This window comes from Methylobacterium sp. CB376, assembly GCF_029714205.1.
Taxonomy (GTDB): Bacteria; Pseudomonadota; Alphaproteobacteria; order Rhizobiales; family Beijerinckiaceae; genus Methylobacterium.
Window position 1 is genome coordinate 1817403 of the sequence record NZ_CP121648.1, and the last position, 25917, is coordinate 1843319.

18 protein-coding genes and 4 pseudogenes are annotated in these 25917 nt (G+C 74.6%); 8 read left to right on the top strand and 14 right to left on the bottom strand.

Features of this window, described 5'->3' with window-relative positions; translation table 11 throughout:
• Positions 1-95: 95 nt before the first annotated feature.
• The 5 genes and pseudogenes from QA634_RS08095 to QA634_RS08115 all read right to left on the bottom strand — a co-directional run bounded on the left by QA634_RS08095 (position 96) and on the right by QA634_RS08115 (position 6191).
• A complete protein-coding gene (locus tag QA634_RS08095) occupies positions 96-974 on the bottom strand; it encodes an FAD:protein FMN transferase (protein ID WP_150108606.1) in 879 nt (292 codons plus the stop codon).
• A 73-nt stretch (positions 975-1047) separates the two neighbouring features.
• On the bottom strand, positions 1048-3225 hold the full coding sequence (locus QA634_RS08100; RefSeq protein WP_012331509.1) for a PepSY domain-containing protein: 2178 nt from the start codon (positions 3223-3225) through the stop codon (positions 1048-1050).
• Between the two features lie 11 nt (positions 3226-3236).
• On the bottom strand, positions 3237-3698 hold the full coding sequence (locus QA634_RS08105) for a DUF2271 domain-containing protein (RefSeq protein ID WP_012331510.1): 462 nt from the start codon (positions 3696-3698) through the stop codon (positions 3237-3239).
• Positions 3699-4179: 481 nt separating this feature from the next.
• A pseudogene (locus QA634_RS08110) lies at positions 4180-5523 on the bottom strand (ATP-binding protein); the annotation flags it as partial.
• Complete coding sequence (locus QA634_RS08115) at positions 5520-6191, bottom strand: response regulator (protein ID WP_012331513.1); 672 nt, start codon at positions 6189-6191, stop codon at positions 5520-5522. The pseudogene QA634_RS08110 and the gene QA634_RS08115, both read right to left, overlap by 4 nt.
• Before the next feature lie 140 nt (positions 6192-6331).
• Here QA634_RS08115 and QA634_RS08120 point away from each other — a divergent pair, with 140 nt between their 5' ends.
• Entirely contained in the window at positions 6332-6628 is a 297-nt protein-coding gene (locus QA634_RS08120) for a PepSY domain-containing protein (protein ID WP_012331514.1), read from the top strand.
• Between the two features lie 42 nt (positions 6629-6670).
• On the opposite strand, the gene QA634_RS08125 is transcribed toward QA634_RS08120, so the two are convergent.
• On the bottom strand, positions 6671-9535 hold the full coding sequence (locus tag QA634_RS08125) for a cation-translocating P-type ATPase (protein WP_012331515.1): 2865 nt from the start codon (positions 9533-9535) through the stop codon (positions 6671-6673).
• Positions 9536-9694: 159 nt separating this feature from the next.
• Here QA634_RS08125 and QA634_RS08130 point away from each other — a divergent pair, with 159 nt between their 5' ends.
• Positions 9695-10537 (top strand): universal stress protein, encoded by an 843-nt coding sequence (locus QA634_RS08130; RefSeq protein ID WP_012331516.1) that lies wholly within the window; start codon positions 9695-9697, stop codon positions 10535-10537.
• Between the two features lie 20 nt (positions 10538-10557).
• Here QA634_RS08130 and QA634_RS08135 read toward each other — a convergent pair.
• Together QA634_RS08135 and QA634_RS08140 are read right to left on the bottom strand one after the other, a co-directional pair.
• Positions 10558-11372 (bottom strand): annotated as a pseudogene (locus QA634_RS08135) (universal stress protein).
• 158 nt (positions 11373-11530) lie between these two features.
• Positions 11531-12133, bottom strand: coding sequence for a hypothetical protein (locus QA634_RS08140; RefSeq protein WP_210161176.1), 603 nt, complete (start codon positions 12131-12133; stop codon positions 11531-11533).
• 13 nt (positions 12134-12146) lie between these two features.
• Between QA634_RS08140 and QA634_RS35825 the strand changes: the two are divergent.
• Positions 12147-12491 (top strand): annotated as a pseudogene (locus QA634_RS35825) (aldehyde dehydrogenase family protein); the annotation flags it as partial.
• Between the two features lie 445 nt (positions 12492-12936).
• Here the strand turns inward: QA634_RS35825 and QA634_RS35830 are convergent.
• Positions 12937-13959 (bottom strand): hypothetical protein, encoded by a 1023-nt coding sequence (locus QA634_RS35830; RefSeq protein ID WP_012331517.1) that lies wholly within the window; start codon positions 13957-13959, stop codon positions 12937-12939.
• Positions 13960-14142: 183 nt separating this feature from the next.
• Between QA634_RS35830 and gspG the strand changes: the two genes are divergently transcribed.
• The 5 genes and pseudogenes from gspG (at position 14143) to QA634_RS08170 (ending at position 17260) form a co-directional block, all read left to right on the top strand.
• Positions 14143-14595: a type II secretion system major pseudopilin GspG gene (gspG, locus tag QA634_RS08150; protein ID WP_012331518.1), complete on the top strand. Its 453-nt coding sequence runs from the start codon at positions 14143-14145 to the stop codon at positions 14593-14595.
• Between the two features lie 335 nt (positions 14596-14930).
• A complete protein-coding gene (locus QA634_RS08155) occupies positions 14931-15095 on the top strand; it encodes a hypothetical protein (RefSeq protein WP_283027529.1) in 165 nt (54 codons plus the stop codon).
• A gap of 140 nt (positions 15096-15235) precedes the next feature.
• Positions 15236-15592: pseudogene (locus QA634_RS08160) on the top strand (type II secretion system protein); the annotation flags it as partial.
• 106 nt (positions 15593-15698) lie between these two features.
• Positions 15699-16340, top strand: a complete 642-nt coding sequence (locus QA634_RS08165) for a general secretion pathway protein GspJ (RefSeq protein WP_012331521.1) — start codon at positions 15699-15701, stop codon at positions 16338-16340.
• On the top strand, positions 16337-17260 hold the full coding sequence (locus QA634_RS08170) for a general secretion pathway protein GspK (protein ID WP_012331522.1): 924 nt from the start codon (positions 16337-16339) through the stop codon (positions 17258-17260). Before QA634_RS08165 ends, QA634_RS08170 begins: the two co-directional genes overlap by 4 nt.
• Positions 17261-17291: 31 nt before the next feature.
• Here QA634_RS08170 and QA634_RS08175 read toward each other — a convergent pair whose 3' ends face one another.
• From QA634_RS08175 to QA634_RS08195, 5 genes are all read right to left on the bottom strand, one after another.
• Complete coding sequence (locus QA634_RS08175; protein WP_012331523.1) at positions 17292-18392, bottom strand: microcin C ABC transporter permease YejB; 1101 nt, start codon at positions 18390-18392, stop codon at positions 17292-17294.
• Between the two features lie 6 nt (positions 18393-18398).
• On the bottom strand, positions 18399-20282 hold the full coding sequence (locus QA634_RS08180; protein ID WP_012331524.1) for an extracellular solute-binding protein: 1884 nt from the start codon (positions 20280-20282) through the stop codon (positions 18399-18401).
• Positions 20279-22144, bottom strand: coding sequence for an extracellular solute-binding protein (locus QA634_RS08185; RefSeq protein ID WP_012331525.1), 1866 nt, complete (start codon positions 22142-22144; stop codon positions 20279-20281). The genes QA634_RS08180 and QA634_RS08185 overlap by 4 nt, the downstream gene beginning before the upstream one ends.
• A 239-nt stretch (positions 22145-22383) precedes the next feature.
• Positions 22384-24780, bottom strand: coding sequence for a caspase family protein (locus tag QA634_RS08190; RefSeq protein ID WP_012331526.1), 2397 nt, complete (start codon positions 24778-24780; stop codon positions 22384-22386).
• 415 nt (positions 24781-25195) lie between these two features.
• Positions 25196-25735, bottom strand: coding sequence for a c-type cytochrome (locus QA634_RS08195; RefSeq protein ID WP_012331527.1), 540 nt, complete (start codon positions 25733-25735; stop codon positions 25196-25198).
• Positions 25736-25917 lie beyond the last annotated feature (182 nt).

Genomic DNA, 25917 nt, shown 5'->3' on the forward strand with positions numbered 1-25917 from the left:
GGCGGACGCGCTGCCGCCCGGGTCCGGGAGGAGATCCGGGCAGCTGTCTCCGTCTTGCCGGACGGCGCCGCTGAACCCAGCGATCCGGAACCGCGTCACAGCGTCGAGACGACCTGGCCGTCGGATCGGACGAACAGCGCGCGCAGGCCCGAGCGCTCGGCGAGGCGAACCGCTTCGGTCTCTCCGAGGACCAGGAGCGCGGTCGCCCAGGCATCCGCCACCATGCAGGTCTCGGCCAGGACCGTGACCGAGACGAGGCGGTTCGACGCGGGGGCGCCGGTGCGGGGATCCATCGTGTGGGACACCGTGCGGTCGCCGATCCTGCGGCGATGCCGGTAGGAGCCGGAGGTCGCCACGGCGCAATCCGTCAGTTCCAGCACCCCCGCGAGGCTGCGCAGGCCGGGCTCGGGCCGCTCGTGCCCCACCGCCCACGGGCGTCCGTCCGGCTTGGTCCCGCGGGCGCGGAGCTCCCCGTCGATGCCGACCAGGAAGGCGGTCACCCCGGCCCCCGCGAGGACGCGCGCCATCTCGTCCACGCCGAAGCCCTTCGCGATCCCCGACAGGTCCAGCGCGAGCGGCGCGCGCTTGCGCGCGCGGCAACCCGGCCGGTCGATCTGCAGCAGGTCGGGCCCGCTCGGCAGGGGGCGGCCCGCCAGCGCCGCGATCGCACCCGGGTTGGGCCGCCCCGCCCCGCCGAAGCCCCAGGCGCGCACCAGGGCCCCCGCGGCGATGTGGAAGGCGCCGCCGGAGGCCGCGCCGATCTCGATCCCGGCGGCCAGCACGGCGGCGAGGTCCGGCGGGATCGCGACCCAGGTCCCGACCGGCGCGGCGTTGAGGCGGTTGAGGTCGGAGGCCGGATCCCAGCTCGACATCTGCCGGTCGACCCGGCTCACCACCTCCTGCAGGGCGGCGCCGAGCGCGTCGCGGTCGTGCGCGCCGGAAGGGTAGAGGAGCGCCGACCACCGCGAGCCCATCGTGGGGCCGCTCAGCGCGACCCGCGGCCCCGGGGCCATAGCCCCCGGCCCCGGGGGCATAGCCCCCGGCAAGTCAGTAGACGTCTTCGGCATAACGCCTCCGCGACCTGAGGGTGGTGACGTCGAGGCCGAGCGGCTGCACGGCCCCGTCGAGCACGCGCCGCACGGCCTGCGCCATGCTGCGCCCACCGCAGACCAGCACCTGGCCGCCCCGGTGCACCTGCTCCCGCACGAGCGCCGCGTCCGCGGCGAGGCGGTCCTGGACGTAGCCCCCGCCCGGCCGGCGCGAGAAGGCGGTCCGCAGCGCCGTCAGCCGCCCGGCGGCGAGGTGCTCCGCCAGTTCGCGCGCGTAGAGGTAGTCGGATTCCGGGCGCCGGCCGCCCCAGTAGAGATGGATGGGCCGTCGCGCCCGGTTCGCGCGGACGAAGCCGATGAGCGGCCCGATCCCGGTCCCGGCGCCGACCAGGACGAGCGGGGCCCTGCCGGGGGCAGGACGGAACTCGGGATTGGCCCTGATGAACGCCCTGACGCTGCCCCCGATCGGGAGGTCGTGGAGGAAGCCCGAGCAAAGCCCGCCCGTGTGCCGCCGCACGCAGATCTCCAGCACGCCGTCCTCCGACGAGGTCGCGAGCGAGTAGGAGCGGGGCACCTCGGTGCCCGGTGCGAGGATGCCGAGGAGATCGCCGGCCCGGAAGGGAGGCGTCTCGCCCCCGTCCGCGGGGGCGAGACGCAGGACGGCGACCGGCGTCGCCGAGGCGATGTCGTAATCGTCGCGGCCGACGAGCGTGTAGGGCGCGGTCGGCGGCACCGGAGAGGCGTGCGCGAGGACGAGGTCCCGCCCGTGCCCGAGCGCCCGGCCCAGGTCGCGCCCCCATTGCGCGAAGCCCTGCGCGGATTGGCGGTCGATCCAGGCCGGGGGCATCAGCCGCGGCCAGCCCTTGCGGTCGAGCGCGTCGGCCACCTCCCGCGCGAAGCCGCAGAAATGCGGAAAGGTGCGGTCGCCGAAGCCGAGCACGGCGACCGGGGGAGATCCCGCGACCGCGGCCAGGCGGTCCATGAAGCGGCTCGCCGAGGCGGGGGCGGCGCCGTCGCCGGCCGTCGCGGCGAGGATGAGCAGGCGGTCGGCCGCGCCATGCGCCGGCGACAGGGCATTCATCGGGGCCGTGTGCACCCGGTGGCCGGCCCGGGTGAGCGCGTCGTGCAGGCACGCGGCGAAGCCCCAGGTCGTGTTGCCCTCGCTCCCGACCAGGATGACCGTGTCGGCGGCGCGGAGGGGCAGGTTGGCGGGACGCCGCCCCCGCGCCGAGCGCCGCCGCAGCCAGATCGCCAGGCCGGTGCCGGCCAGGACGGGGGTGCTCACCGCGCACAGCCCGAGGACGAGGCCGAGCGCCCAGGCCCCGCGCCCCGTATGGAGCGCGGCGACGAGGCGGCTTGCCCGGTCGAGGGTCGTCGTCGGCGCGAAGGCCAGGACGCGGCCGGTCGCGGGATCGATCGAGGCCTCCCCGGCCGAACTGCGCAGCACGTAGACATCCGCCGGATCCGCCGGATCCGGAAAGGTGAGCGCGTCGAGATCCGCCAGTGCGACGCGGCGGAGGAGGTCGAGCGACCCGACCGGCAGGGGCGCGCCGCCGCTCGCCGCGACGGCCGCCGGGGCCGTTCCGCCGGCCGGGAGCAGATCGAATCCCTCCGCCGCCATCCAGAGGCCGGTGACGGAGGAGACCATCAGCCCGAGGGCGGCGAAGCGCCCGAGTTCCGCGTGCCACCTCTGCGCGAGACCGCCGCGGGGACGGCGCAGGAGCGCCGTCCAGCCGCCCTGGCGCCGCGCCAGCATGTGCAGGCCGGTCGCCGACAGGGCGAGCATGAGGGACGCCGCGAGGGCGGCGCCGATCCGGCCCGCATCGCCGGCCAGGAAGGCCCGGTGCAGCTGCGTGAGCGTCCGCACCGCCTGGGATGGGCGGAACGGGCCGAGGCTGCGTCCCGTGGCGGGATCGACGATCTCGACGCCGCGCGCCTCGCCGTCGTCGAACGCGACCGTGACGGCGCCGCTCGGACGCCGGACGATCCCGGTCACGCTCCGGTGGCGGGCCGCGACCGCCTCGGCCAGCGCGGCCACGCTCGTCCCGGCCGGGATGGCCGGAACGCGCGCCCGATCGACGACCGGAACCAGGGACAGGGCCGCGCCCGAGAGGGCCGCGACGACGAGGAGCGCCGCCAGGGGCAGCCCCAGGACGGAGTGGATGCGGCGGAACATCGGTCCCCCCGTCAGAAGCTGACCGTGAAGGTCGCGACGTGCTCCTTGCCGGTGACGGGCTTGCCCGCCGCCGCGCCGGAGAGCGGCGCGACCACCTCGGAGGGCCGGTCCACGCCGTCCTCGACGGCGGTGTCGACGCGGACCTGATAGCCGGCATCGATCAGGGCATCCGCGAGATCGACGCTGACCCTCAGCGTCCGGCCCGAGCCGATGCTCGCCCCGGTGATGCCGTCGATCGCCGCGCCGCCCGCGGCGCGGTACCACTCCGAGAGGTGGCGGTGGTACCTGGCCTTGCGTCCCGCCACCCAGAGCGTGCCCCGGTACTGCCCGGCCGCATCCGTGACGTAGACGGCGAGGTAGGCGGGGTTGCCGCCGTAATCCTTGAGCCTCGCTTCGAGGGTGACCGGCCTGGCCTCGGCCAGGGCGGGGGCCAGCAGGGTGGCGGCGGCGGCTACCGAGAATGCGCGCTTCATGGGGAATCTCCGCGGGAGGGTCCGGGCCGGCCGATCAGCGGATCTCGGCCCGGGGAGGGGCCTTGCCGCCGAAGAGGCCGCTGTCGGGAGCGGGTGCCTCGGTGCGGCGCGGCGGCGCGGGCACGCCGCGGCCGTCCTCCTCGCCGTCCTCGTCCTCGTGCCGGTGGCCGTGCCGGCGGGCCTCGGCCGCGCGGGCGTGCTCCCGCGCCCCGCCGGGCCGGAGGCCGGAGGAGCCCGGCCGGCCGGATTCGGCGTGGCGGGCGCCGGCGTGCTCCTGCGCTCCCCGCGAGCCCTCCGCGGCCAGCACGGCCCCCACGGCCGTCGTCAGGAGCAGGGCCGTGCCGATCAACGCGTGCTTGGTCATGGGTTCGTCTCCGGTCATTGCGACGCGCGCAGCCTCGCGCCCGCGCCTGACGCCGGGCTGAAAGGCCGGGCCGACGTCGTTCAGCCCGGTGTCAGGCGGGGGCGCCGCGGGCCGCGGACCGGCCGGAGCGAGGTGGACGACGGCCCGGAAGCCGCCGCTCTCGCCCGGGATCGGCGAGGCGAGGTCGAGCCGCAGCCCCGCGCCGCGGCAGATGGCGGCGGCGATCGCCAGCCCCAATCCCGATCCCTCGGTCCGCGCCGGCCCGCGCGTGAAGGGCCGGGTCAGCCGCGCGAGGTCTTCGGGAGGAACCGGCGGTCCGGCATTGCTCACGGCGAGCGCCTGCCCGGACAGGCGGACGCTCACCGGACGCGCGGGGTCGCCGTGCTTGAGGGCATTCTCGATGAGGTTGCGCGCCAGGATCGCGAAGGCGTCCGGGTCGAGATCCGAGGTCGGGCCGGGCCCGGGCGCCGCCTCCACCCGCAGGCGCTCGCCGCCGCCGCCGCGGCGCAGCTCGTCGACGACGAGGTGCAGCACGGGCGCGAGCGGCGCGGCGGTCTCGGCGATCAGCCCACCGCCCTCGGCCTTGGCGAGCTGGAGCAGCTTCTCGGAGAGGCGCGAGAGCCGGTGCAGCGCGCCCTCGACGGCGCGCGCGCGCGCGAGGCGCTCGCCATCCTGCAATTCCGCGCAGAGGCGCTGGGTCTGCGCCAGGGCGGCGGCGATCGGCGTGCGCAGCTCGTGCGCGGAATTGGCCGTGAAACTGCGCTCCGCCTCCAGCGCGCCGCGCAGGCGGCCGAGCAGGGCGTTGACCGCGGCCGCCACCGGCGCCACCTCGGCCGGGAGGTCGAGCGTGGCGATCGGCGAGAGGTTGCCCCGGCCGCGCGCCTCGATCGCGTCCCGGAAGGCGAGGACCGGCCCGAGCGAGAGGCGCACCACCAGCCACACCGCGGCGAGGGCGAGGGGCACGAGCGCGGCGAGCGGCCCGACCAGGGTCATCATCGCCTTCGCGACCGCGTCCCGCCGGTGGTCGAGCCGCTCGGCGGCGGTCACCGCGATCGTCCCCCGAACCCCCGTCTCCGTGTAGGTGCGCAGGCCGCTCAGGGTCCGGAATCCCGGGGCGAGGCCGCCCGGGATCCCCATCCGGTCGGCGTCGCTCGACCGCAGGAGGTCGCGCCCGTCGGCATCCCGCACGACGTAGGCGATGTATTCCCGATGCCGGCCGACCGGGGGCATGAGCTGGCTCGCGGTGCCGTCCTCCCGCGCCAGCACCTCCGCGTAGGCGAGGGGCAGCACCCGCTGCGCGACCTCCTGGAGGGCGCTGTCGAAGACCTCGTCGATCTCGTGACGCAGCACCAGCCCGGCCACCACCGAGGCGGCGAGCCAGGTCGCGGCCACGCCGAGCGCCAGCCCGATCCCGAGGCGGCGGCGCAGGCTCGCGCGCCCGGCTCCCCGGGCGATCCTCACGCGCCCCTGGCCGGTGCACCGAGGCGGTAGCCCATCCCGCGCACGGTCTCGATCGCCTCCGCGCCGATCTTCTTGCGCAGCCGCCCGACATAGACCTCGATCGTGTTGCTCTCGACCTCGGCGTCGAAGGCGTAGAGCCTCTCCTCGAGCTGCGCCTTGGAGAGCAGCGCGTGCGGCCGCTGGACGAGCGCCTCGAACAGCGACCATTCCCGGGCGGTCAGCGGCACGGGTTTCCCGGCCCGGTGGACCGAGCGGGCCGCCAGATCGATGTCGAGGTCGCCGATCGTGACGAGGGGGTTGGGGTTGCCGGAGTAGCGCCGCCCGACCGCGCCCACGCGGGCGGTGAGTTCGAACAGGTCGAAGGGCTTGATGAGATAGTCGTCCGCCCCCGCGTTGAGCCCCGCGATCCGGTCGGAGATCTGGTCCCGGGCGGTGAGGATGATCACCGGCGTGACGTCCCCCTGGGTGCGGCGCTGCCGCAGGAAATCGAGGCCGCGTCCGTCCGGCAGCATCAGGTCGAGCAGGACCAGATCGTAGACCGCCGCCGTGATCGCCGCGGCGGCATCGGCGAGGGTCGCGACCCGGTCGGCGGAATGGCCGTCCGATGCGAGGTGGTCGCGGACCGCCTCGCCCAGCACCGGATCGTCTTCGATGAGGAGGATGCGCATGCCCGCCCCGGTTGATCTCCCGCGAGACTACCGCATTTCCCCGTGCGGCGGACCGCAGCGGCGGCGCCCGGCGTTCAGGCTGGCGTCAGGTTTCGGTGATTGAGCTGCGCGGGACGGCCCGCGGATCCGGAGCCCCGGCCATGCGACGCGCGACGATCCTTCTCGCCCCGATCCTTCTCGCCCTCTCCGCGGCCCTGCCGGGCGGCCCCGCCGCGGCGGACGGGCATTGCCGCGTGCCGCTCGCCGATTGGCAGCCCCGCGCGGCGCTGCAGCGCAGGCTCGAAGCCGAAGGATGGAGCGGCATCGCCATCCGGGTGGATGACGGCTGCTACCGGGTGCGGGCGACGAATGCGCGGGGCCAGCGCCTGGACGAGAAGTTCGATCCGGCCCGGCTCGAACCCGCCCGGCGCGACGCGCACGGGGACGACGAGGAGTGATCCGACATCCGCATGGCGAAGCCATCAACCGGATGATCCGGGTCACCGTTGGCCGGTTCGGCGTCGCCGCCCGGCCGCGCGGATCAGCCATTTCCGCGCCTCGCCGAGGACGAGGACGGAACTGGCGGCGGCCGCGCAGATCGCCCAGTCGCCGACGCCGAGGCTCACCGTCGAGAAGGCCCGCTGCAGGACGGGAACGGAGACCGCCGCCACCTGGAGCAGGAGCGACAGCGCGATCGCGGCCCAGAGCCAGCGGTTGCGGAACAGGCCCTCGCGCGCGCTGCGGTCCTCGGAGCGCGTGTTGAGGACGTTGAAGAGCTGGGACAGGACGAGCGTGGTGAAGGTCATCGTCTGCGCGTAGGCCAGGGTGCCGTCCCCTTCGATGAATCCGCCCGGCAGGCAGGCGTCGAGCACCACCAGGGTGCTGCAGGCGGTCACGAGGCCCACGAAGGCGATGCCCTCCCACATCCGGCGGGTCAGCACGCCCTCGCCGCGCGGGCGCGGCGGGCGGCGCATCGCCGCCGGATCCGCCGGATCGACCCCGAGGGCGAGGGCCGGGGCGCCGTCGGTGACGAAGTTGATCCAGAGGATCTGCGTCGCCGTCAGGGGCAGCACCACCTCGCCGGCCCGCGCGCCGGTCAGCCCGAGCGCGTCGGCCAGCACCACCCCGAGGAACATGGTGGCGACTTCGCCGATATTCGACGACAGCAGGTAGCGCAGCACCTTGCGGATGTTCGCGAAGATCGCCCGCCCTTCCTCGACCGCCGCCACGATCGTGGCGAAATCGTCGTCCGCGAGCACGATGTCGGCGGCCTCCCGCGCCACGTCGGTGCCGCTCAGGCCCATGGCGACGCCGATATCGGCGGCCTTGAGGGCGGGCGCGTCGTTCACGCCGTCGCCCGTCATGGCCACGGTCAGGCCGTTGCGCCGCAGCGCCCGCACGATCCTCAGCTTGTGGGCGGGATCGACCCGCGCGTAGACCGAGACGTCGCGCACGGTCCGTGCGAGCGCCTCCTCGGAGAGCGCGTCGAGCTCGGCCCCGGTGAGGGCGCGCCCTCCCGCGGCGATGCCGAGCTCGGCGGCGATCGCCGAGGCGGTGCCCGGATGGTCGCCCGTGATCATGATCGGCCGGATGCCGGCCGCCCTCGCCCGCGCCACCGCCTCGCGGGCCTCGGCGCGGGGCGGGTCGGTCATGCCGATCAGCCCGAGGAAGACGAGGTCCCGCTCGATCTCCGCGCCCGGCGCCGCGCCGCCCGGCGCCGCCCAGCCCAGGCCGTCCCGCGGGAGCGCCCGGAAGGCGATCCCGAGGCTGCGCAGGCCCTCCCGGGCCAGCGCCTCGTTCGCCGCCGCGATCGCGGTGCGGCGCTCCGGCGTGAGGGCCCGGCCGCGCCCGCCGACGAATTCCTGCGCGCAGCGCGCGAGCACGACGTCCGGCGCGCCCTTGGTGGCCAGGAGGAGCGGCGCCTCGCCCTCGGCGTCGCTCTGCACCGTGCTCATCAGCCTGCGCTCGGAGGAGAACGGGATCTCGGCGAGGCGCGCGAAGCGGCGGGCCACCGCCCCGGCCTCCAGCCCCGCCTTGCGCGCCGCGGCGATGAGCGCGCCCTCGGTGGGGTCGCCCTGCACGGTCCAGCGCCCGTCGCGCTCCTGCAGGACCGCGTTGCTGGCCAAGAGGCCGGCGAGGAGGGCCCGCTCCACCTCGGCCCGCAGCGCCTCGCCGAGGGCGCCGCCGGCATGGCCGAGCGGTCCGACCGGGGCGTAGCCGCTGCCGCCGACATCGACGCGCCCGCCCGCGGTCGCGATCACCCGCACGGTCATCTCGTTGCGCGTGAGGGTGCCGGTCTTGTCGGAGGCGATCACCTCGGCCGAGCCCAGCGTCTCCACCGCCGCGAGGCGGCGCACGATCGCGCGCCGCCGCGCCATCCGCTGCACGCCGAGGGACAGGGACGCGGTGACGATGGCCGGGAGACCCTCCGGCACCGCCGCGACGGCGAGCGCCACGCCCAGGATGAGCACGCCGAGGAGGGCGCGCAGGCTGCGGACCTCCTCGACGACCACGATGGTCGCGATCAGCACGAGGGCGATGGCGACCACCACGAGCCCGAGGCGCTTGCCGACGCGGTCGAGTTCGATCTGGAGCGGGGTGCTCTCGTCCGGCGCGTCCTGCAGCATCTGGGCGATGCGCCCGATCTCGGTGCGCATCCCGGTCGCCGTCACCACGGCCAGCCCCCGGCCGCTGGTCACCGCGGTGCCGCTGAAGACCATGGTGCGGCGGGGTTCCGGATCCGCCGCGTCGGCGAGCGGCGCGACCTGCTTGAACACCGGCAGGCTCTCCCCCGTCAGGGCGGCCTCCGTGGTCTGCAGGAGGGCGACCTGGATCAGCCGCGCATCGGCCGGGATCGTGTCGCCCTCCTCCAGGCGGAGGATGTCGCCCGGCACGAGGTCGGCGGCCGGCACGGTCTGGAGCGCGCCGTCGCGGATGACCCGCGCCCGCGCGGCCGCCATCCGGCGCAGGGCCGCGACCGCCCGATCCGCGCGCACCTGCTGGAGCGCGCCCATCGCGGCGTTGAGGAGCACGATCGCGACGATCGCGATCGCGTCGTAGGGCAGGCCGGACTCCCGCTCCGACAGCCACAGCCCCGCCGAGACGAGCGCCGCGGCGAGGAGCAGCAGGACGAGGCTGTCCGTGAACTGGGCGGCGAGGATGCGCCAGGCGGGCACGGGCGGCGCGGCGCGCAGCGCGTTCCCGCCGTGGCGGGCGAGGCGCGCCCGCGCCTCGGGCGCGCTCAGCCCGGAGGCGGCCTCGACGCGCAGGGCCGCCAGAACCTCGTCGGCGCCGAGGCGGGAGGGATCGGCCGGATCCCGCGCGTCCCCCGCGGGATCGGCCTGCAGCGCGCGGTGCTTCGTCATCTCGCCCTGTCCAGTCCGACGCGCAGGTGACCATCCGGCGCGGAGTCCCCGCAAGGGGGGTCCGTCCTGCACCGGGCTAGGGCGACCGCCGCTGATCTACCTCAAGGTGTGCCGAGACCCGTGCCCCGAGAATGACCCCGCCGTATCCGGAGAGCCCTCATGACCGACACCATCAGGACCGTCCTCATCGCCGTGACGGAGCGCACGGGGGACGAGGCGCCCTCCGCGGCGCTCGCCTACGGCCTGGCGCTGGCGGGACAGGCCGGGGCCCGCGCCACCGTGCAGGCGGTCTCGGCCAAGCTCGTGCTGCCGCATGCCTGGATCAGCCGCTTCGTCGCGATGCTCGTCGCGGCCGAGAACCGGCGATTGCGGGATCTGGCGGAGGAACTCGCCGAGCGCGCCCGCGGCGAGGCCGCGGCCGCGGGGATCCTCTGCCGCACGCAGACGCAGCAGCTCCCCGAGGCCGAGCTCCTGGCGAGCGTCCGGTGGCAGGCGCGGCTCCACGACCTGACCGTGACCGACGCGGAGTCGCGTCTGCTGACCGGCGACCGCGGCCTGATCGAGACCCTGCTGTTCGAGAGCGGGCGCCCCGTGATCGTCGTGCCGCCCGGGGTCGAGAGCTTCGCGGCGCAGCGCATCCTCGTGGCCTGGGACGGCAGCGCCCAGGCCGCCCGCGCCGTGCACGACGCGCTGCCGTTCCTCAAGCGGGCGGGCGCCGTCGAGATCGTGTCGGTGGCCGGCGAGAAGGACCTCTCGGGCGCGGTGCCGGGGGCCGAGCTGGCGCCGCACCTCGCCCATCACGGCGTCGCGGTCACGGTCACCGACCTCGTGGCCGGGGACGGCGACGTGGCCGGCACGCTGCGCCGCCACGCGGCGGCCTCCCGCGCCGACCTGCTCGTAATGGGCGCCTACGTGCACTCGCTCCTGCGCGAGATGGTCCTCGGCGGGGTGACGCAGGCCCTGCTGGGATCCTGCCCCGTGCCCCTGCTCCTGGCCCATTGAGGGCGCCCGCCGGGCCGGGATCAGTGGGTCATCAGGCAGCAGAGCGGGCTGCGCTGCAGGACCGAGCGGGTCACGCCGCCGAACACCCACTCCCGCAGGCGACCGCGTCCGTAGGCGCCGAGGACCAGCAGGTCGGCGCCCGCCCGGTCCGCGAAGGCCAGCAGGCCGTCGGCCTCGTCGAGACCCTCCGGGACCGGCTCGGCGGCCGGGGCGGCCTCGACGCCGTGACGCGCCAGGAGTTCGGCGACCTCGTCCGCCCCTTCCTCGGCCGCCGCGGGTCCCAGGCTGACGACCGCGACGCGCGCGGCGGCGCGCAGGAAGGGCAGCGCGGCCGCCGCGGCGCGCCGCGCCTCGGGCGTGTCCTTCCAGGCCAGCACGATGCTCTCGGCCCGCAGCTGCTCGGTGCCGGGCGGCACGACCAGGACGGGGCGCCCGGCCTCCATCAGCACCCGGTCGGGCCGGACCGCGTCCGCGGCGATCCCGTCGGCCGGGCCGGGGCGCCCGACGACGAGCAGGTCCGCGCCCCGGGCGCGCAGGACGAGATGCTCCGTCGCCGCCATCGCGGCCTGGCGCCAGGAGCGGCGCTGCGGCCCGCCGGCCTCGCGCGCGAACACGGCCTGCAGGGCGCCGATATCCTCGTGGAGCCGCGCCGACTCGGCGGCGGAGTCGCCTCCCGCTCCTCGAAGGAGGTCCGCGTCACCGGGAGCGGGAGCTGCCGGGCGGCGGCCCCCGTGAGGGAGGCCCCGAACCGGTCCGCAACCTGGGCCGCGAGCCGGATGCGGCCGGCCGCGCCCGGGAGCGCGTCGACCGAGACCATGATCGTGGCGTAGCTCATGAGCACCTCCCCGGAGGGCGCGCGGCCCGGCGGGCAGCTTGGCACGCGGGCCGGCTCTGCACGAGAGCAGGGTTCCGTTGCAACCGAACCCTGCTCTCGGTTCTTGATTCTGCCGCATTTTCTACCCCGAACCGGCGGCGACTTCGCCGGAAAATGCTCTAGGGGCGAGCGGCCATGACCATCACCACCCTCGCATGACCATCACCACCCTCGACCGCCTGATCCCCGGCACGCTCGTGCCCTTCGGCGGCGACCGCGCCGCGGTGATCACGCCGGACCTCGCCGCGCGGTTCCAGCCCGGCGACCACCTGCTGGTGCTGCAGGAGACGGGCGATCTCCTGCACGTCCCCGCGGCGCAGAGGGCGCTGGCCGCCGCTGCTGTGGACCGGGCGGAGGCCGCGTTCCGGGCGCTGCCGGCCGTCCCGGATCAGGCCATCGACCGGTTCTTCGACCGCTTCGCGGCGCTCCTGAAGGATTCCTCGGTCTGGGACGCGGTCGCGCAGGCCAACCGGCAGGACGCGGCGCGCGCGGAGCAGGCCGGCCGCTCGACCACCCGCCTCGTCGCGGGCGACCGCATGCGGCGCGACATGAGCGCGGGCCTGCGCGCGTGGCGGGATTGCGGCGAGGGACGCGGTCGCGTGATCGCGCGCGGCGCATCCCGGCTGGACGATCGAGCAGGTGGCCGCACCGCTCGGCGTGGTGGGCTTCGTCTTCGAGGGACGCCCGAACGTGTTCGCCGACGCGGCAGGCGTCGTGCGCACGGGCAACACCGCCGTGCTGCGCATCGGCAGCGACGCGCTCGCCACCGTGCAGGCCATCCAGCGGCACGCGCTCGCCCCGGCCCTCCGGGAGGCCGGCCTCCCACCCGGCGCCGTGTCGCTGATCGACAGTCCGGACCGGGCCGCCGGTTGGGCGCTGTTCTCGGACCGCCGGCTCGCCCTGGCAGTGGCCCGCGGGTCGGGCCGGGCGGTCGCGCAGCTCGGCAGCGTCGCCCGGCAGGCCGGGACCGCGGTCAGCCTGCACGGCACCGGCGGGGCCTGGATGGTCGCCGACCGCGACGCGGATCCCGCGCGCTTCGCCGCCGCCGTGGAGGCCTCCCTGGACCGGAAGGTGTGCAACACGCTGAACGTGTGCTGCCTCCACAGGGCCCGGCTCGCCGACCTGCTGCCGGCCTTCCTGGCCGCCCTGGAGGCGGCCGGCCGCGCCCGCGGCCACGGCTGCAAGCTCCACGTGGTGGCCGGCGACGAGGCCGTGCTGCCGCCCGCGTGGCGGACCGGGACCGTGCGCGCCCGGCGCGCGGAGGGCGAGCGCACCGAGCCCCTGACCGAGATCCTGCCCGAGGCCGAACTCGGCCGCGAGTGGGAATGGGAGGACACGCCCGAGGTCAGCCTCAAGATCGTGGACGACCTCGATCACGCGGTGGCGCTGTTCAACCGCTACAGCCCGCAATTCGCGGCCTCGCTGATCAGCCGCGACCCGGCCGCGCATCGGCGCTTCTTCGACACGGTCAACGCGCCCTTCGTGGGCGACGGATTCACGCGCTGGGTCGATGGGCAATACGCCCTCAACCAGCCCGAACTGGGGCTCTCCAACTGGGAGAACGGCCGTCTCCTCGCCCGCAGCGCCATCCTGTCGGGCCTCGGCGTGTACACGGTGCGCAGCCGCGTCGCGCAGGACGATCCGCGGCTGAGGCGGTGACGGCCCGCCCGCGCCGCCTTAAGCCACCGCCCCGCGATCCCGCTCCGGCCGCGTCTCGGCGAGGGCGTCCGCCCCGGTGGCGTCGGCTCCCCAGAGCAGGCGGCGCACGCCCACGAAGGGCCGCCCCGCCGTCTCGAGCGGCGGCAGGAACGGGGCGCGGCCCAGGAGACCGGCCCGTCGCCAGTGCCCCCACAGGATCCCGGTCGCGAGGCTCGCCGCCGCCACCCCCCCCGAGCCACAGTCCGAGCAGGAGCTGCACCGGCACCACGCCGTTGAACTCGCGCAGGATCCCGAGCGCGAAGGCGAAGGACCACGACACCGCCGAGACCGCGCCCGAGAACAGGAAGGCCCGGGCGCTCACCGGGGACAGGCCCTCCAGGATCGGGCGGCGCACGTCCGTGAGCACGCGCGGCAGCACCCAATGGTGGATCACGACGCCGTTGAGGGTGAGCACGATCACGACCGAGACCTTCGCCCACATCTTCGGATTGAACAGCTTCTCCGGCGACTCGACGGCGTAGATGGCGAGGAAGCCGAGGCCCGACAGCCACAGGAGCGCGAGGCCGACCGTCACGACCTTGGCCATGAAGCGGATCATCCGCTCGATCTCGGGCGGCATTCCGCCCCAGCGCATCCAGCGCAGGAGCCAGAAATCCATCATCGCGGCGGCCCCGAAGCCGAGGCACAGGCCCACGAGGTGGATGCCGATCATGGGGGTCAGGAGCCGGACCTGCGGCAGCGGCGCCGGCAGCGCGACCGTGAGCGGCGCCGCGAGCGCCGGGACCGTCGCGACCAGCCCGAGGCACAATCCGACGAACGCCCCGCATCCGCCGGGCAGGATGCCCCAGGGGACGACCCGCCCCGCACCGAATCTTAGAAATCCCCGCATCTCTCGCTCCCGCATCCTCACGCAGCGCTCGGCCCCAGGCCGCGGACGCTAGATGTCGGGTCTTAACGATCGGTCAACGGATGACTCTGGGGAATTCAGTCAGCGAAGTCATGGAGGCGTCGCGTTTAGATTATCTTCGGGGTTCGGAGTCTGGATGGGGCCGGGACAGCGGGGATCGGCGCGATGAGGCAGGGACGCAGCGGCGAGGCGGTGAGGCGCCCGGAACGGGACGGGAAGGCCGGGTTCTCGCTGGTGGAACTCCTGGTGGTGCTGGCGATCATCGGGATGATCGCCACCATGGTCACCCCGCAGGTGCTCGGCTATCTCGGCCGCGCCAAGGGCGAGACCGCGCGCATCCAGGTCAAGAACCTCGCCCAGGCGGTCGAGCTCTACTACCTCGACCTCGGCACCTATCCGACCACGCAGGAGGGGCTCGCCGCCCTCGTCACCCCGCCCGAGGGCGCGCGGGCGGCGTGGCGCGGTCCCTACCTGCGCGACGGCAAGGGGCTGCTCGACCCGTGGGGGCGGCCGTTCCTGTATCGCTCGCCGGGAGCCGGCGGCGCCCCCTTCGAGATCGCCTTCACGGATCCCGACGCGCCGGGCCGCGGTGCGGCGCCCGAGGTCGCGGCCCGCTGACCGCGCGGGGCCGCCGGTGCCGCGCCGCGGACGCCGAGGATCCCGGCCGGGCGGGCCGGGGCGGGAGGCGGGCGGGTTCAGCCTCGTGGAACTGCTCGTCGTGCTGGCGATCCTCGCCCTGGCGGCGCTCCTCGGCGGCGCCGCCCTCGACGGAATGCTCCCGGCCCGCCGGCTCGACCGGCTCGCCGCCGGCGTGGCGGGCGAACTCGCCAGCCTGCGCGGCCACGCGCGGCGCACCGGCGAGCTGGCGCTGCTGCGGCTCGACCCCGCCCGCGGCCTCTTCCTGAGCAGCCGGCCCGGAGCGCCCCCTCGGCCTGGCCGGCTACGCCGTCCAGGTGGAGCCCGCGGCGGGCAGCCGGGCCGGCCCCGGCGAGATCCGCTTCGCCCCCGACGGCTCCTCCTCGGGCGGGACCATCCTGATCCACGGGCGGGGCGGAGGGCGCCGGATCGCGGTGAGCCGCCTCACCGGCCGGGTCGGGGAGGCGGAGGCGATGCCGTGAACCCGGCCTCAACCCGGCGGGGGCAGGATGCGGCCGCGGGCGGTGAGCGGGCCGCGGCCCGCCCGCGGAGCTTCCTCCGCCCGCGGAGCTTCCTCCGCCCGCGGAGCTTCCTCCGCCCGCGGAGCTTCCTCCGCCAGGAGGGCTTCACCCTAGTGGAGGTGCTCGTCGCCTTCGCGGTCGTGGCGCTCGCCACGATCATCGCGCTGGAGGCGGGCGCGTCGCTCGCCCGGCGCGCGCGCCAGCTCGCGGCCGAGCGGCACCGCCTCGACGAGATCGAGGCCATCGTGATGCTGCGCGCGGCGGGAGGTCGGCTCCAGCCGGGGCTCGAACGGGGTCGGTTCGCCGATGGGGAACCCTGGGTGCTCACCGTCGTGGACGTGGCGCCCCTGCTCGGCTGGCAGGGTCTGCCGCCGCTCTGGCGCGTCCAGCTGCGGCGGGGGAGCGCGAACGGCCCGCTCGTCTACGCGACGCTGCTTTCCGGCGGGCAGGCCCGCTAGAGCGGCACCCGATCACGTTGCAACCGGGTGCCGCTCTCGATCTTTGGTCTTGCCGCATTTTCCGCAACGGCACGGTCGGGACCCCGGAGCGGGCCTCGATGGCGGCGTGATCGGATCCTGCTCGCGGCCGCTGTCGCCCGAATCGCCGCCGGCTTCGCGGCCCGGGCCCGCCGCGGCGGGCTTCACCCTGGTCGAGGCGCTGACGGCGCTCGCGGTCGCGGCGCTGATCGCCGTGCTGCTGCTGCAGGCGGTCCGGGCGGCCGGGTTCCTGTCGCGGCTCGGGGCCGGCATCGCCGTGGAGGCGGATCTCGACGTGGTCCGCGACCACCTGCGCGCCGCCCTCGCCCGGCCCCGGGGCCGGGGCGCGGACGGCAGGGGGCCGTCCTTCCTGGGCGAGCCCGGACGTCTGGTGGCGATCCTCGCGGCCAGCCCCGCGACCGAGCGGGGCGCCGACATGCGGATGGTGCTGGCCGGGATGCCCCGGGCGGACGGCCGCATCGACCTCGTCGAGAGCCGCGTCCCGGAGACGGCGGCCGAGGCCGACCCGCCCGAGGTGCTGGTCGGCGGGGCGGCGGCGCTGCGCCTGCACTATTTCGGCGTCGCCCCGACCGAGATGCAGCCGCGCTGGCTCGACGCCTGGACGCGCCGCGACCGGATGCCGGCGCTGGTCGAGATCGTCCTCGACTTCCCGCCCGGCGACCCGCGGCGCTGGGCGCCGCTCGTGGTCCCGCTGGAGCCGCTCCCATGAGGCGCGCGGGCGTCCCGGCCGAGGACGGCTTCGTCCTGCCCGCGGTGCTCGTCGTGCTCGCCGCGGTGGCGATCACGGCCGCCATCGCCACCGAGCGCTTCGCGGTCCATCTCGGCGCCACCTCCGGGCGGGCCGAGAGCCTGCGCCTGCAGGGGCTCGCGGACGGCGCCGCCCGGCTCGTCGCCGCCTCCCTGCTCAACGAGCGCCAGCGCGGGGCGCCGGGCCTCGGCCTGCCCGAGGACGGGCTGCCGGTCGGCTGCCCGGTGCCGGGCGCGCGCCTCCTCGTCGCCGTGCAGGACCAGGCGGGGCTCATCGACCTCAATGCCAGCCCGCGGCCGCTGCTGGAGGCCGCCTTCCGCGCCCTCGGCCTCCCCGACCGCGAGGCCGGGACCGTCGCGGCGGAGGTGGTGGATTACCGCGACCCCGATTCCGACCCGGAGCCGAATGGCGGTGCCGAGGCCCCGCAATACCGGGACCAGGGCCTGCCCTACGGCCCCCGCAACGCGCCGTTCCGCAGCCCCGCGGAGATCGGCATGCTGCCGCATCTCGGCGAGGTGGAGGCGGCCCGGCTGCGGCCGTTCCTGACGGTCTACAACGCGACCGGCCAGTTCGATCCCGGCCCGTCGCCGCTCGGCGCGCTCCTCGGCGGCACGGTCGGGGAGGCGCTGCGCCCCTACGCGGCGCGCTCGCCGCGCAGCGTCTTCGCGATCCGGGTCGTGGCGGCCTCGCCGAGCGGGCGGGCGCAGCGGGAGGCGGTGCTGTCGGCCGGCTCGGTCCGCCAGTCCAATACCGGCCTCCTGAGCTGGCAGGCCGGCTTCGACGGCGCCCCGGCCCTGCCCGAGGCCGCGCCGCACCCGGCCTGCGGGCGCATCGCGGCCGCGCTCGCCGCCGAGGATCCGGCGCGGCGCGCCGGCCGGTGACGGGCCGCGCCGCTTGGGGCCCGGCCGGCGCTCACGCGGCCCGGCTCTCGAAGTCGATCCGCGGGTCGATCCAGCTGTAGGTCAGGTCGGAGATCAGGTTCACCACCAGCCCGACCAGCGAGAAGATGTAGAGGTTGGCGAACACCACCGGGTAGTCCCGGTTCACGATCGACTCGAAGGACAGCAGGCCGAGGCCGTCGAGGGAGAAGATGGTCTCGATGAGGAGCGAGCCGGCGAAGAAGGCCGAGATGAAGGCGCCCGGGAAGCCCGCCACCACGATCAGCATGGCGTTCCGGAAGACGTGCCCGTACAGGACCTGCCGCTCGGACAGGCCCTTCATGCGGGCGGTGAGCACGTACTGCTTGCGGATCTCGTCCAGGAACGAGTTCTTGGTGAGGAGCGTCGAGGTCGCGAAGGCGCCGAGCGCCATCGAGACGATCGGCAGCGTGATGTGCCAGAGGTAGTCCGTCACCTTCTGCCAGGGCGGGAAGGTCTGCCATCCCTCGCTGGTCAGGCCGCGCAGCGGGAAGATCTGCAGGAAGGAGCCGCCCGCGAACAGCACGATCAGCAGGATCGCGAACAGGAAGCCGGGGATCGCGTAGCCGACGATGACCACGCCCGAGGTCCAGACGTCGAAGGGCGAGCCGTCCCGCACCGCCTTGTGGATCCCGAGCGGGATCGAGACCGCGTAGGAGATCAGCGTCATCCACAGCCCGAGCGTCACCGAGACCGGCAGCTTCTCGCGGATCAGCTCCAGCACCGAGACGTCGCGGAAGTAGCTCTTGCCGAAGTCGAAGCGGGCGTAGTCCCACAGCATCTTGGCGAAGCGCTCGGGCGCCGGCCGGTCGAAGCCGAATTGCTGCTCCAGGCGCTTGATGAAGGCGGGGTCGAGGCCCTGCGCGCCGCGGTAGCGGGAATTCGCCTCGCCCCCGCCGCCGCGCGGCGCCGCCCCCGCCCCGAGATCGCCGGACCCGCCGCTCACCCGCGACATCGCGCTCTGGCCCTGGAGCTGGGCGAGCACCCGCTCCACCGGGCCGCCGGGGGCGAATTGCACGATCACGAAGGAGATCAGCATGATCCCGAAGATCGTCGGGACCATCAGGAGCAGGCGCCGCAGGATGTAGTTCGCCATCCGCCCTCACCCCCGCCCGATGCGCCGCGCGCGGGCGGCGTCGTACCACCAGATCGCCGGCGCCCCGAGCCCGTAGCGCGGCAGAGCGGCCGGCCGGCCGTACAGGTCCCAGAGGGCGAGCCGGTGCTGCGCCGAGTACCACATCGGCACCCAGTAGCGGCCGACCCGCAGGCAGCGGTCGAGGGCCCGGCAGGCGGTGGTGAGCTCCGCCCGGGTCGCCGCGTTGGCGACCCGGTCCAGCATCGCGTCGACCGCCGGGTCGGCGATGCCGGCGAGGTTCTGCGAGCCCGGCACGGCGGCGCTGCGGCTCGCATAGATCTCCCGCAGCCCCGCGCCCGGCGTCACCGAACCCCCGAACCGGGTCGAGACCACGTCGAAGTCGAACTCCTTGAGCCGCGCCTGGTACTGGGCCGGGTCCACCATGCGCGAACTCGCCCGGATGCCCAGGAGCGAGAGGTTCTTGATGAAGGGCTGCACCAGGGGCTGGAAGACCGGGCTCGAATCCAGGAACTCGAAGGCGAGGGGCTGGCCGTCCGGCAGCCTGATCTGGCCGCCCTCGCGGGTGCAGCCCGCCTCGCGCAGCAGCGCGTCGGCCCGCCGCAGCAGCGCCCGGTCCTGGCCCGAGCCGTCCGAGCGGGGCGGGGACCAGGGCGCGCCGAACACCTCGTCCGGCAGCCTGCCCCGGAAGGGTTCGAGGAGGGCGAGCTCCTCCGGCCCGGGCGGTCCCTCGGCCTTCAGGTCGGAATTCTCGAAGAACGAGGCGGTCCGCCGATAGGCGCCGTACATCAGGTTCTGGTTCGACCACTCGAAGTCGAAGGCGAGCCCGATCGCCTCGCGGATGCGCGGGTCCTTGAAGACCGGGCGGCGGGTGTTGAAGAACCAGCCCTGCGTGCCCGACGGGGTGGCGTCCGGCACGGTCTCGCGCTTGACCCGCCCCTCCTGGGCGGCCGGGAAGTCGTAGCCCGTGGCCCAGACCCGCGAGGTGAACTCCTCCCGCCAGGTGAAGGCTCCGGCCTTGAAGGCCTCGAAGGCGACGTCGCGGTCGCGGAAATACTCGTAGCGGATCTCGTCGAAATTGTTCTGCCCGACATTCACCGGCAGGTCGGCGCCCCAGTAGTCGCGCACCCGATCGAAGGCGATGAAGCGCCCGACCTCGAAGCGGGCGACCTGGTAGGGCCCGGAGCCGAGGGGGGCGTCCAGGGTCGAGGCCTCGAAGTCGCGGGCCGCGTAATAGGCCTCCGAGAAGATCGGGAGCTCCGCCACGACGAGCGGCAGGTCGCGGCTGCGGCCGGGCGCGAAGGTGACGGTGACCGCCTCGTCGCCCTCCGGCACCGCGTCGGCGACGTCGCGCAGCACCGAGGCGATCCGCGGGTGGCCCTTGTCCCGCAGGATCCGGATCGAGAAGGCGACGTCCCGGGCGGTGAGCCGCGAGCCGTCGTGGAAGCGCGCCTGCGGGCGCAAGGTGAAGCGATAGCTGAGGCCGTCCTCGCTCACCCGCACCGCGCGGGCGACGAGCCCGTAGAGCGCGTCCGGCTCGTCGAGGGCGCGCGTCATCAGGCTGTCGAAGGTCAGGTCCATCCCGGCCGCGCCGTCGCCCTTCAGCACGTAGATGTTGAGCGTGTTGAAGGTCTCGAAGGCTTGGTTGCCCGCCGTGGTGGCGATCTGGGTCGAGAAGGTGCCGCCGCGCGGCGCCATCGGCTCGACATAGTCGAAGCGCGGGAAGTCGGCCGGGTATTTCAACTCGCCGAAGCTCGACAGGCCGTGGCGCTCGCCCGCGGGGGGGCGGCCGTCCTGCGCAGCTGTCCCCTGCGCGCGGCCGGCCCGCGGCAGCGTCCCCGCGAGGGCGGCGCTGCCGGCGAGCCGCAGCAGGGCGCGGCGGGTCGGGCTCATCGCGCCGCCCCGGTCTTGGCGGCGAGGGTCCGGTCGTACCACCAGGTCCAGGGGAAGCCCGAGCCGCCATACGTCGGCAGCACCGCCGGATGCGCGAAGCGGTTCCAGCGCAGCGTCCGGCTCACCCCGGCGGCCCATTGCGGCACCACGTAGTCGTGGGCGAGCAGCACCCGGTCGAGCGCGCGGGTCGCCGCGACGAGCTCGTCCCGGTCGCGGGCGAAGATCACCTTCTCGATCAGCGCGTCGATGCCCGCATCCTTGATGCCGGCGAGGTTGCGCGAGCCCGGCCTGTCGGCGGCGGCGGAGCCCCAGAAATCGCGCTGCTCGTTGCCGGGCGAGAGCGATTCCGGCCAGGAATTCAGCGCCAGCGCGTCGAAGTCGAAGCCGCGCACGAGGTTCTGGTACTGGGCCGGGTCGACGATCCGCAACATGACCTTGATGCCGAGCCGCTCGAGCTGCTGGCGATAGGGCAGCACCACGCGCTCGGCCGAGTTGTCGTAGCCCAGGAACTCGATGGTGAGGGGCTGGCCGGAGGCCGCCTCGACCATCTGGCCGCCCCGCTGCGCGTAGCCGGCCGCCTGGAGGAGGCGCACCGCCTCGCGCAGGTTGGTGCGCTGCGCCTCCGCGCTGCCGTTGACCGGGTTGCGGTAGGGCTCGGTGAAGACCTTCTCGGGGATCTTGTCCCTGACGCTCTCCAGGATCTCGCGCTCGCGTCCCTCCGGCAGCCCCGAGGCGGCGAGTTCGGTGCCGAAGAAGTAGGAATCGATCCGCTTGTAGAGCCCGTAGAACAGGGTGCGGTTCATCTCCTCGAAGTCGAAGGCGAGGTTGAGCGCCCGGCGCACCCGCGGATCGGCGAATTTCGCGCGGCGCAGGTTGAAGGTGAAGCACTGCATGATGCCGCTGCCGCGGGAGGGGAACTCCTCCTTGACGATCCGCCCCTCGCGCACGGCCGGGAAGCCGTCGTAGGCGGTGGCCCAGTTGCGGGCGATGTTCTCGCTGCGCCAGTCGAACTGGTCGGCCTTGAAGGCCTCGATCAGCACCGTGCCGTCGCGAAAATACTCGTTGCGCAGGGCGTCGAAGTTGAAGCGGCCCTTGTTCACCGGGATGTCGCGGCCCCAGTAATCCGCCACCCGCTCGTAGGTGATGCTGCGGCCGGGATCGAGCTTGGCGATCCGGTAGGGACCGGAGCCGAGCGGGATCTCCAGGGTCGTCTCGGTCGGCTTGCGGGGATGCCCGCCGCCATCCCGGCCCTCCCACCAGTGCTTGGGCAGCACCGGCATCTGGCCGACGATCTGCGGCAATTCCCGGTTGCCGGTCTCCGAGAACGTGAAGCGCACCTCGCGCTCCCCGACCGCCTCGACCTTGGCGACGTTGTGGTAGTAGGAGGCGTAGAGCGGGCTGTTCTCCTTGAGGATCCCGAACGAGAAGATCACGTCCGCCGGCGTGACCGGCGCGCCGTCGTGCCACTTCGCCTGCGGCCGCAGCCGGTAGGTGACGCTGCCGAGATCCTCCGCCACCTGCACGCCCTCCGCGAGGAGCCCGTAGGACGTGAAGGGCTCGTCGAGCGCCTCGGTCATCAGCGTGTCGTAGATGAGCGGGACCTCGCCCTCGAGGTCGCCCTTCACCCCCGAGACGATCAGGTTGAGGTTGTCGAAGGAGCCCTGCTGGCCGAGGCGCAGGAGCCCGCCCTTGGGCGCCTCCGGGTCGGCATAGGCGAAATGGGTGAAGTCGGCGGGGTATTTGGGCGTGCCGAGCAGCGTCAGGCCGTGGCGCCAGGGCGGGTCGGCGAGGGCCGGCGCGGGCGCGAGGCCACCCGTCAGGCAGAGAAGAAGGGCGAGCGCGGCGGGGCGGCGTGCGGTCACGCGGGACGATCCTCCGTCTGGGCGCCCGGGCGACGGGCCGGGCGCGGCGATGATCCCGTGTTTACGTCCCGCGCTCCCCTGGCGCCACCTGCCCGATGCGCGCAGCCGCCCGGCCCCTCACGCCCTCTTGCCCCACACCCTCTTGCCCCAGACCCTCTTGCCCCAGACCCTCTTGCCCCAGATCCTCTTGCCCCAGACCCTCTGCCCCTAGACTTCTTGCCCTCAGGCCTTCCTGGCCCTCACACCCTCCTGCCGAGGCGCCGCAGGGCGGCCGCCGCCCCCGCATGGCCGAGTTCGGCGGCCCGCCCGTAGAGGCGCAGCGCCTCGCCCCGGTTCCGGGGCATCCCGAGCCCGGTCTCGTGGGCCTGGCCCAGGAGGTAGAGCCCGAGCGGGTCGTCGAGGTCGGCGGCCCTGCGGTACCAGGCCAGGGCCTCGGCGGCGTTGCGGCGCTTCTCGTAGAGCGCGCCCAGATGGGCCATGGCGGGGGCGAAGCCGAGATCGGCCGCCCGCCGGAACTGCGCCATGGCGGCCTGCGGATCGGGCCGCAGCCCGCCCTTGCCGTCCCGGTGGAACTGGCCGAGATGGTCGATCGCGACGCCGTTGTTCTCCTCGGCGGCGAGCCGGTAGAGGCGCAGCGCCTCGGCCTCGTTGCGCGGCAGGCCGCCGAGCCCCCGCTCGTGCAGGAAGGCGAGGCCCGCCCGCCCGACCGCGCTGCCCTCCTCGGCGGCGCGCTCGTAGAGCCTGCGCGCCTCCCGCGCGTCCTCTGGCAGGCCGCCGCGCCCCTCCCGGTACATCGCCGCCAGGTAGGCCATGCCGAGGCTGTTCCCGGCCTCCGCCGACCTGCGGTAGAGCCGCACGGCCTCGACGTCGTCCTTCGCCAGGCCACCCTTGCCGAGCTTGGTCATCCAGCCGAGATGCGCCATCGCGTGGGCATTGCCCGCCTCGGCGGCGCGGCGGAACAGGCGCGCGGCCTCCGCCTCGTCCTTGGCGAACCCGCCCTTCCCGTGCAGCAGGAACAGGCCGAGGTTGTTCTGGGCCGCCGCGTTGCCGAGGCGCTCGGCCCGCGCGTAGAGCCGTCCCGCCTCGGCCTCGTCCTTCGGCACGCCCTCGCCGCGGGCCGTCATCACGCCGAGCTCCACCATGGCGGCGGCATCCTCGCGCTCGACCGCCGCCCTGTACCAGCGCACGGCCTCGGCGGAATCCTTCGCCACCCCCTGCCTGCCGGTCCGGTAGAGGTTGCCGAGGTTGCGCATCGCCGCGACGCTGCCGCGCTCGGCCGCGCGGTGGAACAGGCGGAGCGCCTCGTCGGGGCTGCGCTCCAGGCCGCCGAGCCCCTCCAGCGTCAGGGTGGCGAGGTTGTTGAGGGCCTGCGCGCTGCCCTGATCGGCCGCGCGGCGGTACCAGGCCGCCGCGTCGCCGTACTGCTTGTCGGCGTGCAGGGCCCGGCCGAGTTGCACCGCGTAGCGCGGGTTGTCGGGAGCCGCCCGCGTCGCCGCCCGGCAGGCCTCGACCGCGCGCCGGGCGTCGATCTTGTCGAGCGGCACGCCGCGCAGGCCCGGCGCGCGCTCGCGCCCGTCGGAGACGGCGGCGAGTTCGTCGCAGAGGGCCTCGTCGCCGACCCGGCGCAGCGTCGGGCGCGGCAGCGCGGCGACCGTCTGGCGCCGGCTCGTCTCGATCTCGGCGAGGCGGGCCTGGGCCTCCGCCCGCAGCGGGCTGTCGCCGAACTGCGCGACGAAGCTGCGCAGGGCCTCCGGGTCGGTGCTGGTCTTGAGGAAGCGCCACGCGATCTCGTCGGCCCGGGGCGCGGCGGGCGCGGGCGGCTCGGCCCGCGCGCCGGCCAGCATGATCCGCCGCGCGCCGAGCACCTGGTTGTAGACGGCCGGGATCTGGTCGTGGTTCGCCCGGCGGGCGAGGGCGGCCACCTCCTCGCGCACCGTCTCGCCGAGATCGACGAGGCTGGTGCCGGGCTTGCGCAGCTCGGCGGCGAAGACGCGGGTGAAGACCGAGTTGGGGCTCGGGTCGCTGCCGGGGAGGCGGTCGAGGGCCTGCTGGCCCGCCCCGGCCGAGTAGAGCGAGAACACGCCCTGCGGCGGTTCCTTGAACGCGAGGCCGCGGGGCGCGCCGAGCGTGCGCGACCCGGCCTTCGGGAAGGGGTTGTCCCGGCAGGCATCGATCACCAGGATCGTGACCCGGGCGCCGCGGGACTGGATGTCCTGGATGATGTCGGCCTCGGCGAGGGCGAGCTTGCGCACCACGCCCTCGCCGCCCGCCGCCAGCGAGGGGATGTCGGCCGGGATCAGGTAGTTGACGCCGTCGAGGGCGACGCCGTGGCCCGCGAAGTAGAACAGCACCGTGTCGCCCGGCTCGACCTCGCGGGTGAAGGCCCCGAAGGCGGTGAGGAAGCCGGTGAGCGTCGCCTCGCGGGTCAGGCGCGCGACGCGGAAATCGAGGGATTGCAGCGCGTCCGCCACGGTCTCGGCGTCGCGCACCGCCCGCTCGAGCTGCATCCCCTGGGGGAGATTCGCGTAGGCGTTGACGCCGACCACGAAGGCGAGGCGCCGCTCGGCCCTGGCGGCCGCCGCGGAGAGGCAGAGCGTGAGCAGAATCAGGAGCGCCCGCCCGACGGATCCGGTCACGCATCGCCTCCCAGCCGAATGCCTCCCATGCGGGATGGGATATCGGGTCGATGGGAGCGCACAAGTGCCGATCGGCACGCGGTGTGCCCGCCCGCGCGGCGATCTCGGCTGGCAGGGCCGTGATCCGGGATCCGCTTGATCGAAGCGGATCCCGGATCACACGCCCGCGCGGCGCCTGAGCGAAGCCCACATCCGCCATCCCGAAGGGATCAAGCGGATCACCAGCCCGCGCGGCGCCTGAGCGAAGCCCAAATCCGCCATCCCGAAGGGATCAAGCGGATTTGGCATGACACGACGAAGGCCGGGCGGGCGCCCGGCCTTCCGCGCCGACGATGGTCCGCCCCGGTCGGGATCCGGGATCAAGGCTTTCGGATCAGGGCTTGAGCATCAAGGCTTAGGCATCAAGGCTTGGGCATCAGGGCTTGGGAAAGTCGACCGGCTTGTCCGAGAGCGTCTTCAGGTAGGCCAGGATGTCGGCGCGCTCGGCGCCGGAGGACACGCCCGCGAAGGCCATGATCGTGCCCTGCACGTAGCCCTTCGGGTTGTGGATGAACTGGTCCAGGTCCTCGTAGCTCCAGTCGCCGCCCTTGGCCTTCATCGCGGCCGAGTAGTTGAAGCCCTCGTGGCTGCCCTTCGGCCGGCCCACGACGCCCCAGAGATTCGGCCCGACCTTGTTCGCGCCGCCCTTGTCGAAGTTGTGACAGGCCGCACATTTCTTGGCCGCCGACTGGCCCTTGGCGGCGTCGGCGCTGGCGAGGCGCACCGGCAGGGGCTCCTCCTTGGGCGCCGCCTCGCCGCCGCCCGCCGGCGCCTCGGTGGCGGCCGCGAGCGCGTAGCCGCGATCGCCCGCCGGCTTCGGCTTGTAGATCAGCTCGGCGAGGAAGCCCGTGCCCATCGCGAACAACAGCGTGCCGAGCACGGCACCGGCGACCTTGTTAAGCTCGAAGGAATCCATGTCTCGGCAGCTCCGGTGCTCGAACGAGCAGGGCCTCGTAGGCGGTTGGAGGTGGCGGGGACGGCCCGAACCGGCCGCGCGCGCGGGGAACACACGGCGGGGTGCTTAGCCGTTCTCCCGCGCCATTGACAATGGCTCCAACCAACGTCGGTTGGTCGCAGACGCGGCCCGGGCCGCACTTG

Bases quoted from the DNA above. Each gene is read 5' to 3' on its own strand.
- QA634_RS08095 (WP_150108606.1), bottom strand. From the start codon at position 974: ATGGGCTCGCGGTGGTCGGCGCTCCTCTACCCTTCCGGCGCGCACGAC.
- QA634_RS08100 (WP_012331509.1), bottom strand. From the start codon at position 3,225: ATGTTCCGCCGCATCCACTCCGTCCTGGGGCTGCCCCTGGCGGCGCTC.
- QA634_RS08105 (WP_012331510.1), bottom strand. From the start codon at position 3,698: ATGAAGCGCGCATTCTCGGTAGCCGCCGCCGCCACCCTGCTGGCCCCC.
- QA634_RS08115 (WP_012331513.1), bottom strand. From the start codon at position 6,191: ATGCGCATCCTCCTCATCGAAGACGATCCGGTGCTGGGCGAGGCGGTC.
- QA634_RS08120 (WP_012331514.1), top strand. From the start codon at position 6,332: ATGCGACGCGCGACGATCCTTCTCGCCCCGATCCTTCTCGCCCTCTCC.
- QA634_RS08125 (WP_012331515.1), bottom strand. From the start codon at position 9,535: ATGACGAAGCACCGCGCGCTGCAGGCCGATCCCGCGGGGGACGCGCGG.
- QA634_RS08130 (WP_012331516.1), top strand. From the start codon at position 9,695: ATGACCGACACCATCAGGACCGTCCTCATCGCCGTGACGGAGCGCACG.
- QA634_RS35830 (WP_012331517.1), bottom strand. From the start codon at position 13,959: ATGCGGGGATTTCTAAGATTCGGTGCGGGGCGGGTCGTCCCCTGGGGC.
- gspG (WP_012331518.1), top strand. From the start codon at position 14,143: ATGAGGCAGGGACGCAGCGGCGAGGCGGTGAGGCGCCCGGAACGGGAC.
- QA634_RS08170 (WP_012331522.1), top strand. From the start codon at position 16,337: ATGAGGCGCGCGGGCGTCCCGGCCGAGGACGGCTTCGTCCTGCCCGCG.
- QA634_RS08175 (WP_012331523.1), bottom strand. From the start codon at position 18,392: ATGGCGAACTACATCCTGCGGCGCCTGCTCCTGATGGTCCCGACGATC.
- QA634_RS08180 (WP_012331524.1), bottom strand. From the start codon at position 20,282: ATGAGCCCGACCCGCCGCGCCCTGCTGCGGCTCGCCGGCAGCGCCGCC.
- QA634_RS08195 (WP_012331527.1), bottom strand. From the start codon at position 25,735: ATGGATTCCTTCGAGCTTAACAAGGTCGCCGGTGCCGTGCTCGGCACG.